Annotated in this window: 17 protein-coding genes and 1 pseudogene; 10 read left to right on the forward strand and 8 right to left on the reverse strand. The window is 58.8% G+C overall.

All coding sequences use genetic code 11. The annotated features are described in order from the left end of the window. The first annotated feature begins 105 nt into the window (after positions 1–105). The 3 genes from putP to BJP07_RS07575 are packed head-to-tail and all read left to right on the forward strand — an operon-like array spanning position 106 to position 2,846. Positions 106–1,692, forward strand: a complete 1,587-nt coding sequence (gene putP / locus BJP07_RS07565; protein ID WP_071566884.1) for a sodium/proline symporter PutP — start codon at positions 106–108, stop codon at positions 1,690–1,692. Positions 1,693–1,694: 2 nt separating this feature from the next. After that, positions 1,695–2,330: an HNH endonuclease family protein gene (locus BJP07_RS07570; protein ID WP_071566885.1), complete on the forward strand. Its 636-nt coding sequence runs from the start codon at positions 1,695–1,697 to the stop codon at positions 2,328–2,330. 30 nt (positions 2,331–2,360) lie between these two features. Continuing rightward, entirely contained in the window at positions 2,361–2,846 is a 486-nt protein-coding gene (locus tag BJP07_RS07575) for a DUF2269 domain-containing protein (RefSeq protein WP_071566886.1), read from the forward strand. A 4-nt stretch (positions 2,847–2,850) separates the two neighbouring features. Here BJP07_RS07575 and BJP07_RS07580 read toward each other — a convergent pair whose 3' ends face one another. The 5 genes from BJP07_RS07580 to BJP07_RS07600 form a co-directional block, all read right to left on the reverse strand. Then, positions 2,851–3,066 carry a hypothetical protein gene (locus BJP07_RS07580; RefSeq protein WP_071566887.1) on the reverse strand — a complete coding sequence of 72 codons (216 nt, stop codon included), beginning with the start codon at positions 3,064–3,066 and terminating at the stop codon, positions 2,851–2,853. Between the two features lie 173 nt (positions 3,067–3,239). Then, complete coding sequence (locus BJP07_RS07585; protein ID WP_071566888.1) at positions 3,240–4,058, reverse strand: trypsin-like serine protease; 819 nt, start codon at positions 4,056–4,058, stop codon at positions 3,240–3,242. Positions 4,059–4,147: 89 nt separating this feature from the next. Continuing rightward, a complete protein-coding gene (locus tag BJP07_RS07590; RefSeq protein WP_071566889.1) occupies positions 4,148–6,256 on the reverse strand; it encodes a DEAD/DEAH box helicase in 2,109 nt (702 codons plus the stop codon). Next, on the reverse strand, positions 6,253–7,395 hold the full coding sequence (locus BJP07_RS07595; protein WP_071566890.1) for a HAMP domain-containing sensor histidine kinase: 1,143 nt from the start codon (positions 7,393–7,395) through the stop codon (positions 6,253–6,255). The genes BJP07_RS07590 and BJP07_RS07595 overlap by 4 nt, the downstream gene beginning before the upstream one ends. Beyond that, on the reverse strand, positions 7,392–8,075 hold the full coding sequence (locus BJP07_RS07600; protein ID WP_071566891.1) for a response regulator transcription factor: 684 nt from the start codon (positions 8,073–8,075) through the stop codon (positions 7,392–7,394). The genes BJP07_RS07595 and BJP07_RS07600 overlap by 4 nt, the downstream gene beginning before the upstream one ends. Before the next feature lie 116 nt (positions 8,076–8,191). Here BJP07_RS07600 and BJP07_RS07605 point away from each other — a divergent pair, with 116 nt between their 5' ends. The 6 genes and pseudogenes from BJP07_RS07605 (at position 8,192) to BJP07_RS07630 (ending at position 14,735) form a co-directional block, all read left to right on the forward strand. Further along, the gene (locus BJP07_RS07605) at positions 8,192–9,163 is read left to right on the forward strand and encodes a hypothetical protein (RefSeq protein ID WP_143111747.1); all 972 of its coding nucleotides are present in this window, start codon (positions 8,192–8,194) and stop codon (positions 9,161–9,163) included. 19 nt (positions 9,164–9,182) lie between these two features. Then, positions 9,183–10,067 carry a trypsin-like serine protease gene (locus tag BJP07_RS07610; RefSeq protein ID WP_071566893.1) on the forward strand — a complete coding sequence of 295 codons (885 nt, stop codon included), beginning with the start codon at positions 9,183–9,185 and terminating at the stop codon, positions 10,065–10,067. Between the two features lie 84 nt (positions 10,068–10,151). Continuing rightward, positions 10,152–11,534: an amino acid permease gene (locus tag BJP07_RS07615; RefSeq protein WP_369822335.1), complete on the forward strand. Its 1,383-nt coding sequence runs from the start codon at positions 10,152–10,154 to the stop codon at positions 11,532–11,534. Between the two features lie 89 nt (positions 11,535–11,623). Continuing rightward, positions 11,624–12,673: a DNA cytosine methyltransferase gene (locus tag BJP07_RS07620; RefSeq protein ID WP_071566894.1), complete on the forward strand. Its 1,050-nt coding sequence runs from the start codon at positions 11,624–11,626 to the stop codon at positions 12,671–12,673. Positions 12,674–12,759: 86 nt separating this feature from the next. Continuing rightward, a pseudogene (locus tag BJP07_RS07625) lies at positions 12,760–13,595 on the forward strand (NaeI family type II restriction endonuclease). 141 nt (positions 13,596–13,736) lie between these two features. Beyond that, positions 13,737–14,735 (forward strand): L-lactate dehydrogenase, encoded by a 999-nt coding sequence (locus BJP07_RS07630; RefSeq protein WP_071566895.1) that lies wholly within the window; start codon positions 13,737–13,739, stop codon positions 14,733–14,735. A 64-nt stretch (positions 14,736–14,799) separates the two neighbouring features. Here BJP07_RS07630 and BJP07_RS07635 read toward each other — a convergent pair whose 3' ends face one another. Beyond that, the gene (locus tag BJP07_RS07635) at positions 14,800–15,612 is read right to left on the reverse strand and encodes a nucleoside hydrolase (protein WP_071566896.1); all 813 of its coding nucleotides are present in this window, start codon (positions 15,610–15,612) and stop codon (positions 14,800–14,802) included. Between the two features lie 9 nt (positions 15,613–15,621). Next, on the reverse strand, positions 15,622–16,830 hold the full coding sequence (locus BJP07_RS07640; RefSeq protein ID WP_071566897.1) for an MFS transporter: 1,209 nt from the start codon (positions 16,828–16,830) through the stop codon (positions 15,622–15,624). Between the two features lie 123 nt (positions 16,831–16,953). Between BJP07_RS07640 and BJP07_RS07645 the strand changes: the two genes are divergently transcribed. After that, complete coding sequence (locus tag BJP07_RS07645) at positions 16,954–17,415, forward strand: hypothetical protein (RefSeq protein ID WP_071566898.1); 462 nt, start codon at positions 16,954–16,956, stop codon at positions 17,413–17,415. A gap of 9 nt (positions 17,416–17,424) precedes the next feature. Here BJP07_RS07645 and BJP07_RS07650 read toward each other — a convergent pair whose 3' ends face one another. Further along, the gene (locus BJP07_RS07650; RefSeq protein WP_071566899.1) at positions 17,425–18,024 is read right to left on the reverse strand and encodes a hypothetical protein; all 600 of its coding nucleotides are present in this window, start codon (positions 18,022–18,024) and stop codon (positions 17,425–17,427) included. Between the last annotated feature and the right edge of the window lie 28 nt (positions 18,025–18,052).

Below are 18,052 nucleotides of genomic sequence, written 5' to 3' on the forward strand. Positions count from 1 at the left end.
GCCCACCCTTATACCATCCTTGAATTGGCTACATCGGCTACGGTTTTAACGGTAATCTTTAAAACTCTACTCGCTTATCTTTTCTATTGCTTTAGGGAGGCAAACATGGCCGATAGTTTCTGGCTTGTCCTTGCCATCGTGTTGTACTTCGGAGTCATGGTTGCCATTGGGTTCTACTCCTGGATCCAGACAAGCAAATATGACGACTACGTCCTCGGCGACCGTGGCCTGCACCCATTCGTGGCCGGCCTCTCGGCTGGCGCTTCAGATATGTCGGGGTGGCTGTTGATGGGCCTGCCGGGCGCATTGTTTGTCTCTGGCATGAGTGAACTCTGGATCGTCATCGGTCTCTTAGCAGGCTCCTGGGCGAACTGGAAGTTCGTCGCCCCACGGCTCCGCGCCTACACGGAGGTATCGAACAACTCGATCACCCTGCCTTCCTTCTTCGAAAACCGCACCCGAGATTCCTCGCACGTCCTGCGATTCGTCGCGGCCGTGATCATTATTTTCTTCTTCACGTTCTACGTCTCCTCCGGCATGGTCTCGGGCGGCCGCTACTTCGAATCCACCTTCCACGGTGACTACCTCACCGGCGTACTGATCGTGGGATCGATTACGGTGCTTTACACGTTCATCGGCGGCTTCCTCGCGGTCAGCTACACCGACGTTGTCCAAGGCGTCCTCATGTTCCTTGCGCTGGTCACGGTGCCGCTGATGGCCCTACTATCCCTCGACAACCCTGGGGACATTTTCTCTTTCGCATCTCACAACGCCTACGGCCCTTGGGAGTCCGGCAACCCGGACTACTTCAACATGGTCGCCGGTGTGTCGCTGGCAACGATCATCGGCAACCTGGCGTGGGGTTTCGGCTACATGGGCCAGCCTCACATCGTCACACGCTTCATGGCACTTCGTTCTCCTGCTGAAGCAACCAGCGCTCGTCGTACAGGTATCAGCTGGGTCACCATCTGCTTCGCAGGCGCAGTGTTCACCGCGCTCGTCTCGACGGTCTTCTTCGCTGAAACACCACACAGTGTGACTGACCAGAGCGGCTTCGAAACCATCTTCCTGGACCTCGCCCGTATCCTCTTCCACCCGCTGGTCGCGGGTATTGTCCTCACCGCGGTACTTGCAGCAATCATGTCCACCATGTCCTCACAGCTGCTCATCACTTCCTCTGCCCTCATCGAGGATATCTACCGCGCCGTCGCGAAACAGCGCCCGAGCCAGACCGCACTGCTCGTGCTTTCCCGCACGATGGTGGTATTGGTAGCCGCGATCGCGATGGTGCTGGCCATCAACCCGTCCGATACGATTCTTGGTCTCGTCGCATTCGCATGGGCAGGTTTCGGCGCAAGCTTCGGCCCAGTCGTCATTGCGTCGCTCTACTGGCGCCGACTCACCGCGCCGGGCGCTATCGCAGGCATGCTCGTCGGCGCGATCACTGTGTTCGTGTGGGGCTCTTCCGACACGCTGTCCGGAATCATCTACGAAATCGTTCCTGGTATCGCGTTCGCGTCCATTGCTCTCGTCATCGTCTCGTTGCTGACGAAGCCGAAGCAGGGCGTAGAGGACGAGTTCACACGTGCGGTCGCCGTGACCGACTTCGCGCTGTCCACCCCAGACGCCACGTTCGCGGAGGCGCTCGAAGCAACAACGGGAACCGAAGGGACCTCACGCGCGTCTAACTAGGCGTGCGTGTTTACCTGACTCTTCTTCTCATTCTGACCATTGCGTACACCCCGTTCCCAACGGGGTTTTCGCGTATCGACGCCCCCACCGCCCACCAACGTGTCACCATCGTGGGCTACAAACGGGACAACTTCGGGCCAGGCTGGCAGCGCCATGCCACTGGTTGCACAACTCGTGAGCATGCCATGGCGTATGCATTCGAGCAACCAGTTTGCGGAGTTCCCTACCGGCAATGGGCCCCTGTCGACGTCGTCGATCCATATACGCGCAAACGAATTGGCCCAGGCGATGTGGAGCTCGACCACCTTTTCCCGCTATCTGCAGCGTGGGACATGGGGGCGCACGCCTGGAGCGACGAGCAACGCCTGCAATTCGCAAACGATCCTCATAACCTCATCGTGACCTCACGCGCGGCGAACCAACAAAAATCGGACATGCTGCCGAGCGAGTGGATGCCTTCGTCTGTCGCGCAGCAATGCGCATACGCACGCCAACTTGCGCGGGTGGCAAACATGTACGGCCTGCATGTGACCACCAGGGATCTTCGTACCATGCGGCGCGCCTGCCAGGGCTGGAGGGGCGTCGCCGCCCGCTTCGCAGGCATCGGCATGTTCCCTACTGCCAATTCACCTAGGTGATAGTGGACGTATCAAGTACAGTGGTTGCCTATGACTACTCTGTTAACTTTCCTTCACGTCGCCGCAGCCATCCTGCTGCTGGGCCCTATCGTTGTGTCTACCTCGATGTTCCCCCGCCAAGCCGCCGAGGCACACACGGGTGACGCAGCTGCTGCGGGCCGCGCGTCGATCCTGTATCGCATTTCGCGCACCTACGGCATTGCGTCATCGCTCGTTCCGCTGCTCGGTGTCGCAATCCTCTTTGGCGACTGGGCGGCATATAAAACGAACTACTTCCTGCACACCTCCATCGTGCTGGCGGTTATCGCATGGGCACTGTTGCTCTTCGTAGTCATCCCGACCCAGCGCAAGATGGTAGGCACGCTCGGCGAGCTGGAGCCGTCCGAGGCCGACCCTGCCGACGTCACGGCGAACTTCGAAAAGTCCAAGGCGAAGGCCTCTGCCTTCGCCGGTGTATTTAACCTGCTTTGGTTCATCGTGTTGGTGCTGATGTTCTTGCCAGCACCAACCCTCTAAGCCCCTAGAACTTTATCGACGACGCCAGGCCGAGCAGCGCCAGCACGATCGGAACAACGATCGCCGCAATCTCGCCTGGGGTCATATCGCGTGAGCTTTCGGACTTGGACGAGGAGTCCCGCTCCGAGCTTTTATCGGAGGACAACAGCCGGTCGTAGAGACCGGCTTCATGTATTCCAGCGGCACCCGACACTAGGTCCCATCCCTCGGATTGGCTCATTTTCTTGCCTTGGACAATCGGCGCAGCCCACAGCCAGGCTTTCCCTTTAATCTCGATGCCGTTGATGTTGGCAACACCAGCATTGCCAAACGCCGGGCGGCTGACAACACGCCTGTAAAATTCTTCGTGCCGTCCCGTTCTTCGATCCAGACCAGACCGCCAGAGGCCCCCAGCTAGCTGTAATTTACGACACCAGGCAAAAATCCAGCGAGCGTGCTAGAACCATCGGTCACGGCGCTACGCACGGCGTCGGCAACCGGTCCCACGGCCGAGCCAGAGGCCGGCATCAGCAGATTTTGTGCGTACAGCCCTAAGAGCCGCGATTCTGCAACACGCGGCCCGTCGGCAGCATGCACCCCAACCACCAAGTCACGGGATCCCAATACCGGAAGCTTTTGTGCAACCCACTGCGAGGAAACAACGCCTACGAATCCACGACCGGGAATCCACAAGGGGCCACCGGAGTCTCCTGGTCGGGTCATTGGTGCCTCAACGAAGAACGTGTTCCCCTCTGCCCCGCCGAAGCGCCCGCAGGTAGGAGTCCCCGTCGGCCGGTTCGAAGTTTGCCCGTAGTAGCACACACGCTCACCGACCGCGATGCTGTTTGGGTTCACCCACGCGTCGCCCGAGAGTCGGTTACCACCAATCTGCACCGGGGCGTCCCACTGGATCGCAGCCCAGTCGTTGCCAAGACGCCCGTCGTACGCTTTCGAGCGATACAGCGTTCCCAGCTGTGGCGAGGCAACCCGCGCGTTGTGGTCCACAATACGTACACGCGCACCTTCGGGACCGCAGTGTGCCGCAACAAGGCTGCGCCTGCGTGAAGGCTCGTTGAATCCAACGGTGCAATACCCGCCGCCTTCAACCATCACAGCTCCGCCCTGCTCAATGCGCTGCACATTCTGTGCATGCGCCGACGGCATATTCGTTACGACGCCCACACCGAGTGCAAGCGCCCACCCCAGCGTGAGCAAACTGCGATTCAACTTCATGCCTGTGCAGTCTACTGCACAATCAGGTAATGAAAAACGCACCTGCCAAGTAATCATTACTCGACAGGTGCGCTTAGTATCTGTGGAAATTAATCCCAGTTGCGGTTGTTTCCGCGGCCACCGCGACGGTCGTCACGGTCGTAGCCGCCACGACCACGTCCACCACGGCGATCATCGCGATCGTAGCCGCCACGCCCGCGACCACCACGGTTTCGGCCACCACGGTCGTAGCCGCCACGACCACGGCCGCCACGCCCGCGTGGAGGCGCACCATGATCGCGCTGAATATTGATCAGCTGACCCGAGATTCGGGTGTCCGTCAAGCGATCAAGCACTGCGTTATCAAGGTTCTTCGGCAGCTCGACCAGGGTGAAGTCCCCACCGATCGTGATGCGGCCAAAGTCCTTCGAGTTCAAACCGCCCTCGTTGGCGAGTGCGCCAACGATTGCGCCCGGACGAACATGCTGACGCTTACCAACGTCCAGGCGGTAGGTGTCGAAGTTCTCCGAATCGTGTTCGAAACGGCTGCGGCCGCCGCGGCGGTCATCGCGGTCGCGACCGCGGCCACGACGGTCGTCGCGGTCCCACTTGTCCCGATCACGGCGATCGCGACGGTCCTTCGGCGGTTCCTTCATCAGGAACTCGTCGCCTGCCAGCGCCTGCGTAGCTAAAGCAGCAGCGATGTCGTCCATCGGCACGTTGTTGGTGGCCGAATACTCGCGGACCATGGATTTGAACACCTGCACATCGCTCGCTTCGAGCGACTCGGTAATGGAGTCCATAAACTTGGTCTTACGGCTGTCGTTGACCTCGTCAACCGTCGGCAGATCCATCTCCTCGATGGTCGCGTTGGTCACGCGCTCGATGGAACGCAGCATGCGGCGCTCACGCGGCGTAACGAACAGGATCGCCTCACCGGTGCGGCCCGCGCGGCCGGTGCGGCCGATGCGGTGCACGTACGACTCGGTGTCATTCGGGATGTCATAGTTCAGCACGTGGCTGATGCGTTCGACGTCCAAGCCACGAGCCGCGACATCGGTGGCGACCAAGATGTCAAGGCGGCCGTCGCGAAGCTGATCGACGGTGCGCTCACGCTGCTGCTGAGCGATGTCACCGTTGATTGCAGCAGCGGAGAACCCACGGGCACGCAGCTTCTCGGCGAGCTCCTCGGTCTCCTGCTTCGTGCGTACGAAGACGATCATGGCCTCGAATTCGGTGACTTCGAGAATTCGAGTGATCGCGTCGAGCTTGTTACGGTGCGCAGTGAACAAGTAACGCTGAGTGATGTTCGTGTTGGTGCGCGTCTTCGACTTCACCGTTACTTCGGTCGGGTTATCGAGGTACTGCTTCGAGATACGACGAATCGCGTTCGGCATCGTCGCAGAGAACAGAGCAACCTGCTTCTCTTCCGGAGTGTCTTCCAGGATGCGCTCCACGTCCTCTTGGAAGCCCATGTTCAGCATCTCATCTGCTTCATCGAGCACGAGGAATCGCAGGCTGGAAATATCCAACGAGCCCTTCTCGAGGTGGTCGATGACGCGGCCCGGTGTACCCACGATGATCTGGGCACCGCGGCGCAGACCGGACAGCTGGATGCCGTAGGCCTGGCCACCGTAGATCGGCAGCACGGAGATACCACCAAGGTGGTCTGCAAACGACTGGAAGGAATCCGATACCTGCAGTGCAAGCTCGCGAGTCGGTGCGAGGATGAGGGCCTGCGGGTAACGCTCCTTGCGGTCAATCCGCGAAAGGATCGGCAACGCAAAAGCAGCGGTCTTACCGGTACCTGTTTGTGCAAGGCCGACAACGTCGCGACCTTCCATCAACAGTGGAATGGTCTCTGCCTGGATGGCGGATGGCTGTTCAAAGCCAACCTTCTTCACGGCATCTACGACCTCTTCGGGCAGGTTCAGGGTCTCAAACCCGTTCGTTGGTTCTTCAGAGGCCTCGTCTGCCTCGCTCCCAGCGAGATCCGCCGCGTCGCTACCAACGACATCTGCGAGGCTCAAAATCTGCTCAGTCTCATTAGTTTCGGCATTGGCTGCGTCCTGCGCAGCGCCGGTTTCCTCAGAAACTCCCGCATCCCTGGTGTCATCACGTGCAGCATCAGCTGCGACATCCTGCGGGTTTTTCTGATTTTCCGACACATTCATATCCGGCTCTTTCTCGCCGCCGGTGGCGTTTTCGGAAGTGATCATTGTTTCCCAACAGTACGCCACCCTGCAGTGTTTTTCCTATTCGCCACCGGCAACGTCATTCGCGCCACAAGTCCGCCGCCGTCTTCAGCACGTCGCGCCTCGAGCGCGAGCTCCCCGTGGTGCGCTCGCGCGATCGTATCCACCAGCGCCAGACCGAGCCCATGGCCCCGGCGCGCCCCGGAAACTCGCCCATTCGCCCTACTGAAAGGTTCAACGAGCTGCCCTACTGTTGCTGGATCCAACACGTCACCATTGTTGACGACGACCACTTCGACCCCATCGTCAGAACCGGTGCTGTGAGCGTGGACTGAAATAACCCCATCAGCACCGTGTATACGGGCGTTGTCGATGAGGTTTTGGATCGCGTGGCGCAACAGTACGTCGTCGCCGAGCACCTGGAGGTCTGGGTCGATGGTGGCGTCGATACCTGGTGTGCTCGCTGTAATGGCAGTGATGAGTTGTGTCAGGTCAATATCTCGAGCCTCGAGCACCTTAGCCTCAGCCTGGCTGAAGTTCAAAAGTGACGTGACCATCTCGGCGGATGACGCGTTGACGGTGCGGATGTCGCGGATGGCATCGCGTAGTTCCTCGGCAGACGTATTCGGGTCTAGCAGTGCGACATCTGCGATGGTCTGGATGGTGGCGATCGGGGTTTTCAGCTCGTGGGACGCGTTTGATGCAAAGCGTTGCCGTGCTGCAATGGAGTGTGCAAGGGACTCCAGCATCGAATCGAGTGCGTGCGCGAGGTCAGCGACATCGTCAGCAGGGCCTTCGTAGTCGAACCGCTGGTCAAGGTCGCCGGCAGAGACCAAACGTGCAGTCGCCGCGATGGTGCGTACGGGCTTGAGCAGCGCACCTGCAACGAACCAGCCGATGGCGCCGGCTAGAGCGGTCAGCACACACAGAGCGACGAGTGAGGCACCAAGCATCACGTTGAGCACCTCGTGCGAGATAGGCACGGAACCGTCGATGAACGCACCGTCAGCACCGGGGCCTCCTTCGGCACCCTCGATGACTGCTTGCACAGGCACAGGGGTCAGGCGCAGGTAGAGGTACACCACCGCTGTCAGACTCAGCCCTGCTGTAAACACTGTCGCAACGAACAGCCAGGACGTGCGGGCACGAAGTGACAGGCTCATTGGTATGGCTCCTCAGCAACGTAATACCCAGCACCCGGCATCGTTTGCACGATCCATGGTTGCCCCAGTTTGCGCCGCAGGTGGGAGATAGTGACGCGGATCGAGTTAGAGAACGGGTCCGCGTTTGCGTCCCACGCCTCTTCCAACAGCTGTTCTGCAGAAATGACATCCCCCTGCGCGTGCATCAACGTTGCCAGCACAGCAAACTCCTTCGGTGACAGCGCAACCGACCGACCACCTCGACGTACCTGACGGGTGCCCTTATCGAGAATGACGTCTCCGCAGGCGAGCACCGACGTTGGTTCAGGCACTCCGCGACGCAGCAGCGCCTTGACTCGCGCTAACAGCTCGGGCAGTTCGAATGGTTTGGTCAGGTAATCGTCCGCCCCCACCTCAAACCCTTCGAGGCGGTCTTCAAGTGTTGCAGACGCCGTCAGCATCAGCACCCGCGTGTTCGGGTACAGGTCGCGCACGGTGGCGCACACATCGTCGCCGTGCACCTCGGGAATGTCGCGGTCGAGCACGATCACATCAATCAGCTGGGATTCTAGACGTTCGAGCGCGGAGCGGCCGTCGTAACGCACATCGACAATCATTTCCTCACGGCGCAGTGCTTTACCCAAGGCATCAGCAAGCAAAGCTTCGTCTTCAACGACCAAAATCTTCGGCGGCGCAGCCATCGCAACTGTCCCTTCCACGTTGGAGTTCTCTCATTCTGCTGTGATTCTAATTGGGGTTTCGTGCGGAGCTGCAATGTTAACGCTCTCGCAACATAGCGCTTCATAGCATGAACATCATGTCAAAGACTTCCACACCAGACTTACGCGTGAACGGCATCGATTACGCACGCGCAGTCGCGCTCGCAGCCATGATATTTGCACACCTCACTCATTCGACTGGGGTCGCGGGACAACTACTTTATGGGTTTCCCGCAGCGACGTTCGCGTTCCTGGCAGGCATCTCGATGGAGCTGATGGCCCGCCGCGCCCAAAAAGTAGGCGGCGAGGCGGTCGCGCGCTGCCGCCATAGCTTTTACGTGCGCGGCACGCTACTCATCGTGCTGCATGTGCTCCTCGTACCGTTTGCTGGCGATATCGAGGTCGTGCTCTTAGTCTTTGGCATCTGTCACCTCTGCTTGGCGACGGTCCCCCACTGGCCAACCGCGCGTTTAGGGTTACTGCTTGCGGGGCTGCTCGTAGCATCTGCTGCAACGGCTGCGCTCGGAAAAATTGTCGCCCTGCCAGCAGCAGTCTTCGGGGCTCCCTACCCAGTCTTCTCGTGGGCCGCGCTCATGGTCGCGGGCATGGTGGCGTGGCGCGTTGTGCTGCACCACACTTGGCGTCGTTGGGTTGCTGTCCTCGTTGCCGCCGTAGCACTGCCTGCGGTAATTGCGGCGCGGCTACACCTCAATACAGCAGGGGCCGGCCTTCTGGTGGCGGCAATCGATCCGAACGGGCACACTGGTGGGCTCATTGCTGTGGTCAGTGAGTGCGCCGTCGCGGCTGGTGTCACGGCGCTGTGCCTCATCATCACGCAGTTCGTGCCTTTCGGTTGCGACATGGGCCGGATGCCGCTGACTGTGTACTGTCTCCACGTCATCACTGCGAACGGGCACAGTGGGGTGATCTTCGCAGCAGCCACCGTGATAGTCGCATTCGCGTTCGCCGTACTGTGGCGCAGTTTCTTTACTCGTGGCCCTCTTGAGGCAGCGATGCGCGCCATTGTGGCCCGTGCAACCCGTACCGATCTCCCTCCTCTCAAGCAATAAAGAAAAGGAATACTTAGCCATGAAACTGAACACTTCGACTCGTATCCTCAGCTCCTGCGTAGCTACCGCGCTCATCGCGCTGCCAGTATCTCCGGCGATCGCCATGCAGTCCGATACCTTCGCAGAGCCATCGGCAGAGTCCAACGCGGTAGTCTCAGTCCGCACCGCCGACGACGATCCGGACACCGGCGTATGCACCGGCACCGCGATTGCGTCGCACTGGGTTATTACTGCGCGCCACTGCATGGACCACCTTCCAAAAGCCGGTGGATCCGTGCGTACTGGCCAGGGCGACGACCAGAAGTTTTTTGACGTCGATAAGTGGATGACCACCCCGAAGGGTGACATCGCGCTGCTGCACACCAGCGAAGACCTCGGTCTCGATTCCTACCCCGAGCTTTCCGACGACATCCCAGCCGCAGGAAGCGATGCAAAATTCTACGGCTGGTCCTCTGACGGGTCTGGCGCTGGACGCACCCTTCCGTACGCTGAGGCGACCGTCGACGGTCCGACCCCGATGATCCTGTTCGAAGGCACCGACGGCGTCGAGGCCACCATGAAAGACGGAGCAGCAACCCAGCCCGGCGATTCCGGCGGCGCACTCTTTAGCGAGGGCAAAGTAGCAGCCATCGCGTCCGCGTCGCTGTTCATGGACCCCGACAACCCGGAGTCCGCCGAAGAGGGCGTGAGCCCAAAGGTTGCCTTCGCTCCTGTTGCTTCGCAGACGGACTGGATCCGTGAGCAGATCAATGCAGCGGATGAATCCGCTGAAGCAACGAACGACGACAGCACCGAAGGTTCACAAACCTGGTTGCTCGTCGCAGCAGGCGCCATCGCTGTAATTGCCCTGATTGGTGCCGCGGTCGCCCGCTCACGGAAGCGTGATGTTGACACCGCAAAGTAGCGCTGGCAGCAAAGGCGATAGAACTCACAGAAAAACCTGTGAATAATTTACAGACCAGCGTAATTAAACGTTATGATGTCTGCCATGACTTCCCGCTCGTCGAAGCCCAAGGGGCTTACACACCGCCATATTCACTTCATCGCCCTCGGTTCGGCAATCGGCACCGGCCTCTTCTACGGTTCGGCCGGTGCGATTCAAGCCGCCGGCCCATCAGTACTGCTCGTGTACCTGTTCGGAGGGGCCGTCGTTTACTTCATGTTGCGAGCCCTGGGCGAGATGAGTGTGCAGCACCCAGTTCGCGGGTCTTTCGCGGTGTACACCAGGGAGCACCTTGGTGGCCTGGGCGGGTACATCACCGGGTGGATGTTCGCCTTCGAGATGATGATCGTCTGCCTCGCAGACTTGACTGCGATTGGTATTTATATGAAGTTCTGGTTCCCGGACACCCCAGCGTGGGTGTGGATTACCACAACGCTTCTGGTTATCGGGGCGGCCAACCTCGCATCCGTACGCTGGTTCGGTGAGCTGGAGTTCGCATTTACCCTGATCAAAGTCGTAGCCGTGGTCGCCATGATCGTTGGTGGCGCTGCAATCCTCGCCTTCGGGCTGGGCACGAATCCAGAGGCTACCGGCATTTCTAACCTCTGGAACGACGGCGGCTTCTTCCCGAACGGCATTGAAGGCATGATCGCAGCGTTCATCCTCGTACTTTTCGCGTTCGGCGGCACCGAGATCATCGGCGTTGCCGGCACTGAAGCCGATGACCCAGACCGCTCGATCCCGAAGGCGGTCAACACCGTTCCACTGCGAATCCTCCTGTTCTATGTGCTGGCCATCCTGGTCATTTTGATGCTCAACCCATGGCGCGCAATGACCGGCGAAGAAAGCCCATTCGTTCAGATTTTTGACACGCTCGGCGTGAACTGGGCTGCCGCGCTACTCAACCTTGTTGTCATCACCGCCGCACTTTCTGCAATTAATGCAGACCTGTTCGGCACCGGGCGCGTCCTGACAGGCCTAGCCAAGGAGGGCCTCGCACCGAAGATGATGAAGCGCACCATCCGCGATATCCCAGTGATGACAACCATTACCCTGCTCCTGGTACTCGTCATCGGCGTTATTCTCAACGCTCGTTACCCGAATATCTTCGAAACCATCGCGGCACTGGCGACTTTTGCCACCGTGTTTGTCTGGCTGATGATCCTGCTTGCACACGTCGCATCCCGCCGAAATATGTCCGCAGCAGAGCGTGAAAACCTAAGCTTCCCGGTACCGTTCTGGCCCTACGGCCAATGGTTCGCGATCATTTTCATCTTGTTCACGTTCGGCATCATGGTGTGGCTGCCGCAGTACCACATGGCACTCGCCGTCGGCGTTGCGTTCCTTGTAATCATGACGGTGCTCTACTTCGCCACCGGGCGCCCGAAGGCAGTCGCCCAGGCACACGTCACCTACGACATGAAATAGCACGGACTTTCGAATACAAGTATCCAATGTCGAGCGCGCACGCTATCCTATGGCTACATGTTCCAAGCTCTGAGCCAGAAGGAGACGCAATGCGCCAATCTACGGTTGCTTCCGGCCCGACGTTGACCTCGATTGAGATCTGCGCAGGGGCCGGTGGCCAAGCACTTGGATTAGAGACTGCTGGATTCCACCATTTGGCTGTTGTGGAAATCGATAACTGGGCAGCGGAGACGCTGCGCGCCAACCGCGGCAGCGACCACCCCCACCCTTGGCCAGTACATCAGATGGATGTCCACGACTTCGACGGCACCGCTTGGCGCGACCAGGTCGATCTCTTTGCCGGTGGCGTGCCGTGCCCACCTTTTTCCATTGCGGGAAAACAGCTCGGCGCAGATGATGAACGCGATCTGTTCCCCCAAGCCCTTCGCCTGGTGGAAGAAATCAACCCGAAGGCCGTAATGCTGGAAAACGTCCGTGGCCTAGGACAGAAACGGTTTGACGCTTACCGCAACGAAATCGTCAGTGAACTCGATCGCATGGGGTACACCACCTATTGGTCACTCTTTCAATCAGCAGACTTCGGCGTCCCCCAGCTCCGTCCACGCTTCATTTTGGTGGCACTGAAGCATGAGTTTGCTGAGTTTTTCGAGTGGCCAACTCCCAATATGCACCACACCTCAGTCGGCAGCGCCCTTCGCCACCTGATGGGTGAAAACGGTTGGCCGGGAGCAGATTCCTGGGCCGACCAGGCTGATACGGTAGCACCGACTCTGGTTGGCGGGTCCAAGAAACACGGAGGCCCAGATGTCGGCCCAACCCGGGCGAAAGCAGCTTGGAAGAAACTCGGTGTCCGGGGCACTTCGATCGCAGATAGCGCACCAGGCCCCGATTTCCCCGTTGACGATCCTGATAATCTGCCGCGCCTTACTGTCCGGATGGGCGGTGTAATTCAAGGTTTTCCAGAGGATTGGGACTGGCAAGGAGGAAAAACAGCTCAATGGCGTCAGGTCGGCAACGCGTTTCCCCCACCGGTCGCAGCTGCGATAGGCACCGCGATTAAGGAGGCACTACTTGCTTGCACTGCCGTGGCAAAAGCCCCCGAGGTCTCACCTCAGCTAGCACTTCCAACGCACGTTTAAGGCAAACAGATGACCACGTCGCATGAAGATGACTTTCCTACGAACTCGCCGAGCCTTTTCGTAGCAAGTTTCCCGACGGTGAAGCGATGGGAAGAATTTTTCGACAAACGTTCGACCAAGCCTTTGATGGTCAGCACACAGGCAGATTCGACCCTGCCCAGCTGAGCAAGACGGAACTTGCCCACATCGGTTCACTAGTTGAGATCAACATTCGACGCGGATTTGACGGCACCATCACTGATGGCGAAAAGATGGATTTCAAAATCCTTGGTCATGAAGTCGACTGCAAATACTCAAAAGCCCATATGGCTGGATGATCCCGATGGAGGCTGTTGGCCACCATGCAATGCTCTGCCACGCAGATGAAGCCTCTTCGACTTTTCGAGTTGGTTTCATCAAGATCACCGATGAAATCCTCACTGCTGGTGGCAACCGGGACCGCAAGCGAACCATCAAGGCAGCGGCGCGCAAAAATATCGAATGGGCATGGTTCGATCACCCATACCCAAGCAACGTACTGCTCCATGCGGATGCAGAGACTGTTGCCTCAATAATGCAATTACCATCTGGGCAGCAACGCCTCGACATGTTGTTCCGCTCGATCCAGCAGGTTCTCATTCCGCGCGGCATCGTCTACACCGTCGCTCAGCAGAAAGACCCTATGAAACGCATTCGATACAACGGTGGCTCCAGATCACGCCTCCAAGACGAAGGAATTCTCATCCTGGGAGACTATCGTCGCCACCAAGCTATCGCTGAAGCACTCGTGCTACCAATTTGCAGAGATGGTGACAGCCTTGCGGTACGAGTAGTACCCGCTGAACCAGATTTTGTAGGACCGGTGGTGGAGATTGAACGGCAGTCTTGGCGAATCGCCACCGAAGCCGATCCCGTGTATCGAGCACCACGCCTCCCTTTCTAGAGCCCCCACAGCCTAACGCCCGGTTGCGCCCGCCTATTTCCGTTATCTTGGTTACATATTTCGATTGGTATTCCCAATGTGGCGGGAAATCTGCAATGATAGAGAGCGGAACATAGTTTTACTGGATTCAGGAGAGATCATATGACTATCACCAATCCGTCTACCCCGTCGAATAACATCACACCAGGCAACAAGATTGTCCTGATCGGTGCTGGTGATGTCGGCGTCGCGTTCGCATACGCCATTCTCAACCAGGGAATCTGCGACCACCTCGCCATTATCGACCTGAACGAGAAGAAGACGTGGGGTGAGGTCGAGGACCTCAACCACGCAATGCCGTACTCGGGCCACAACACCAAGATCACGGTTGGCACCTACGAGGACTGCCGCGACGCAGCGCTCATCGTCAACTGTGCAGGTGTTGCACAGCGCGACGGCGAAACCCGCCTTGAGCTCGTGGGCCGCAATGTGAAGATCTTCGAGTCCATCAACAAGGAAGTGATGGCCAACGGTTTCAACGGCATCTACCTGGTGGCAACCAACCCGGTCGACGTCCTGACCTACGCCACCTGGAAGCAGACCGGCCTTTCCTCCGCCCAAGTCGTGGGTTCGGGCACCATCCTGGACACCGCACGCTGGCGCTGCAACCTGGGCAAGTACTTCGGCGTTTCCGCAAGCTCTGTCCACTCCTACATCATCGGTGAGCACGGCGACACCGAGCTGCCTGTCGTGGCATCCGGTTCCGTCGCTGGCGTGTCGCTGCGTCGTCGCTTGGAGAAGGAAGCAGAAACCGACCCGAAGATCTACGAGCGCATCGATGACATGTTCGTCGCCACCCGCGATGCCGCCTACAAGATCATCGAGGCCAAGGGCTCCACGTCCTTTGGCATTGGTGCAGGCCTTGCCCGCATCACCCGCGCAATCCTGATGAACGAGGACGTCGTACTGCCAGTCTCTGCTCTCCTTGAAGGCCAGTATGGTCAGGATGACATCTACATCGGTACTCCTGCTGTCATCAACCGCAACGGTGTCCGCGAGGTTGTCGAGCTGCACCTCGAAGACACCGAGCAGGAAAAGTTCGATCACTCGGCTTCCACCCTTCGCGGCGTGATGGTCGAAGCTGGCCTCACCGAGGCATAAGCTCTCGCTTTTCCTCCTTCGATAGCGCCCACCAACTGCACTGTGGTGGGCGCTTTGTTCTGCGCTAGTCTTCGGCCCGCAGGTGCCGCGTCGCATCGAGCGCGCCGTCGCCTCGTGCGAGCGCGTCGTAGGTGGCGCAGCCGGCGTCAAAAAGCTTGATGACGTCTCCTCCGTCCACATCCGCGACATCGAGAAGGAACACATTTGGGTCATCATCTTCCTCCGCTGGTGCAAGTGTTGCCCACCGGCCATCGGCTTGGATATCGCCAAGCGCGACCTGAGCTGCAAACAGCGCATCGCCGCCAACTGCGTCGACCCCGATTTCTGCCAGCGGAGCGCACTTTCGCACATCCAATGACCCCAGCGCTTCTGGAGCTGCGCAAACGGTGATCGCTACAGGAGTATCCTGCAGCACTACATCAGAGGCGTCTTGGTCCAGGCAAAGCCTAGAGTCAAGCACAACGATGTGCTCGAGCGCATCAAAATACTCGGGGTAACGTCGGGAGAAATCAGCGAGATTTGTAAGAGGCCCGGTGCAGATCAGGCGCAGGTCGTGCGTACCGCGCGCGCACGCATCTGCCCAGAGAAGGTCCCAGTCATTTGCGACATACCGCGCTGGGACAAGAGCGTTCCCCAATCCGACAGATTGCTGTGGTTGATGGCCTGGCACATCACAGCCAGTTGCAACGGCGACGGCGGGAACACCGCATTTCGACAACACCCATGCGGCATGTTGCGCACATTGTTCAGAGGCAGCGTCACCGCTTGAAGTTGTCACGCACTCCAACTCAGCACGCCCATTGTGGTGCGCCGCCACGACATATGCCAATGCGAGGGCGTCTTCGACCCCCGGGGTGCAGTCAACGATGATTCGCACAGTGCTCCTTTACGCGGCCGACTTGTGCAAAGTTTCCTTACCGTACATCGCCCAGATCAGCAGAGCGACCAGCGCCACCAAACCACATGCGCCGAACGCAACAGCGAACCCAAACACCTCCGCCAGGAAACCAATCACTATTGGCGCAGCAATCTGCCCGGAATCCTGCACCATCTGATAGGTAGAAATCACCTTGCCGCCAGAACGATCATTGCCAATGATGTCTGCCAACGTTGCCTGCAATGCGGGACTCATCAAGCCACCGCCGACACCTGCGCATACTGAGATCAGCAGCAGCACCCACACGCTTGTCGCTAACCCTAGCGAGCCTGTAAACACTGCTGAGACTGCAAGACCTGCCAGGATGCATGGTCGACGCCCTATCCGGTCAGCCCACCGCCCGGAAAACTGCAGTGTGACGCCCGTGCCCAGCGCAAACGCGGTCAGTGCAAGCCCAGACGCTGCACCACCATTAGCGAAGATAGCCGCCGCGAACAGCGGGAGGACCGAGACACGCGCACCGAAGTTTACAAACCCATTCGTGAACGCTGCGGCGAGCAACGTGCGGTACGTCGGCTGCTCCCAAGCTTTGCGAAGTGGCATCGGCGGGAGCTGCGCTTTCGGGGTTTCTGGAGCGTGTTTCCGCGACGTCGCAATCCACACAATGGCGGCTGCGAGTCCGACGCCAATTCCGTAGACCGCAAACGGGATGCGGTATCCGAGGAAGCTTAAACCGGCTCCGATAATCGGCCCAAAAATATTGCCAAGCAGAAACGACGAGGCATAGAGAGCATTGGCCCTGCCGCGGACTCCCGGCGGAACCTCACGAACGATGAGGGCCTGAGCAGAGAGCGTAAACATCGTGGAGCCGAAGCCAGCGATGAAGCGCAGCGCCAAAATATGCCAATATTCCTGCGCAAACGCCACCGAAAACGTTGCAGTTGCCACGATGCTCAGACCGGTAAGGTACACCGGCCGCGATCCAAGCTTGTCCACCAGCACACCAGCGCCCGGCGCGCCTAGCAATCGAGCTGCTGCAAACACTGAGATCACGGCTGCGGCTGCCGCCATCGATACGTTGAAGCTGGCTGCGAACTGCGGCAGCACCGGTGCAATAAACCCGTATCCAAGCGCGATGATAAACGCCGCGGTGCACAGCACCCAGATCACTGATGGAAGCTTCGGCGAGGTATCGCTCTGCAAAGTTTGTTTCGTCATACCAGCGACAACCCTAGTCTTTCTTGTCAGGACGTCCTACCGACAGTATAAATTAGCACACGTGTTCGATTTTTTGGTGTATTCGCGCGTCTTCTGTCCACCGTCTCTCCTACGCTTCGAAGCATGTTCTACGAATCAACGATCGCCCAAGAAATCACGCACCGCTTCTACGACACCGTCCAGGCGCTGAACACCACGGTGAAACATCCGCGCTCACTCGCACGCCCAACTGGCTCATGGCGCCCACCTGTTATCGCATTGCCACGGGTGATAGGCAAGGAGCACATTAACCTTGCACTCACACGGCGGCGAGTCGGCCCCCGCGCCCAAGCAATGGTCCAGGGATACGGCGCATCAGCACGCCCCGCTTACATCATCGAAGCACGTTTTACCGCCCAGTCAGGCGCACCAGTAAACCCTGCAGTCGCTGAGGGCTGGGTGCATGCGCTCTACCCGGACGCGACGGAAGACATGCTTCATCTGCTACCCCACCCGTACGCAGCAACGTATGTCTGGCTTGTCGACGGCCACTTCGAACCCGTCCGTTCACCTTCCTCGCTATTCGCCGGGCTTAGCGTGGCATAAACTGCTGCATCACCGGCCTGGTTCGTCGTCCAGGGGGAGCATCTGGTTTTCCCAGTCTTCTGCTTGGTCGGCAACCAGGTTGAGCACATCGAACAGCCGGTCAATTTCCGTGAAGCTGCCCAAATCAAGCTCTTCGGGGTCCGTGCCTTCTTCCTCTGCCGGAACTACGAACTGCACATGCGCGGTTGCGGTGGCGTCGATTACTTCGACCTCCACATGTACCTCCGCTTGTTCGCCGACTTCTGCGAAGACAAGCTGGCTGTTTTCAGCGTCGGGCAAAAACTCAAGTCCGGCAATACGTTCATCAGCTCCTTCGAGCAGACTACGGAACACAGTCACAACCTCATCAGTCGCGATGTGTTCTGCGACAGCGGACACTGCGTCTTCTGCAGAAAAAATGACTTCGACGAGTGCGGCCTCGAAGTCCTCATCATCTTCGTCTACATCGGCAGCAGCGATATACACGTTTGCTGCCGGCAGATGTTCGTCAATCACAACGAACTGGATTTCAATCTCGGGGGTGATAGGAACAAACATCGTGTCGTCGTGCACACGGGACTCAATACCTTCACGGTCTAGAGCCGCAGCAATATCTTCAAGAAAGCTCACGAAGTATCCTCTACTTTTCGTCATCGGG

The organism is Corynebacterium sp. NML130628 (assembly GCF_001875665.1).
In the GTDB taxonomy this organism is placed as follows: Bacteria; Actinomycetota; Actinomycetes; order Mycobacteriales; family Mycobacteriaceae; genus Corynebacterium.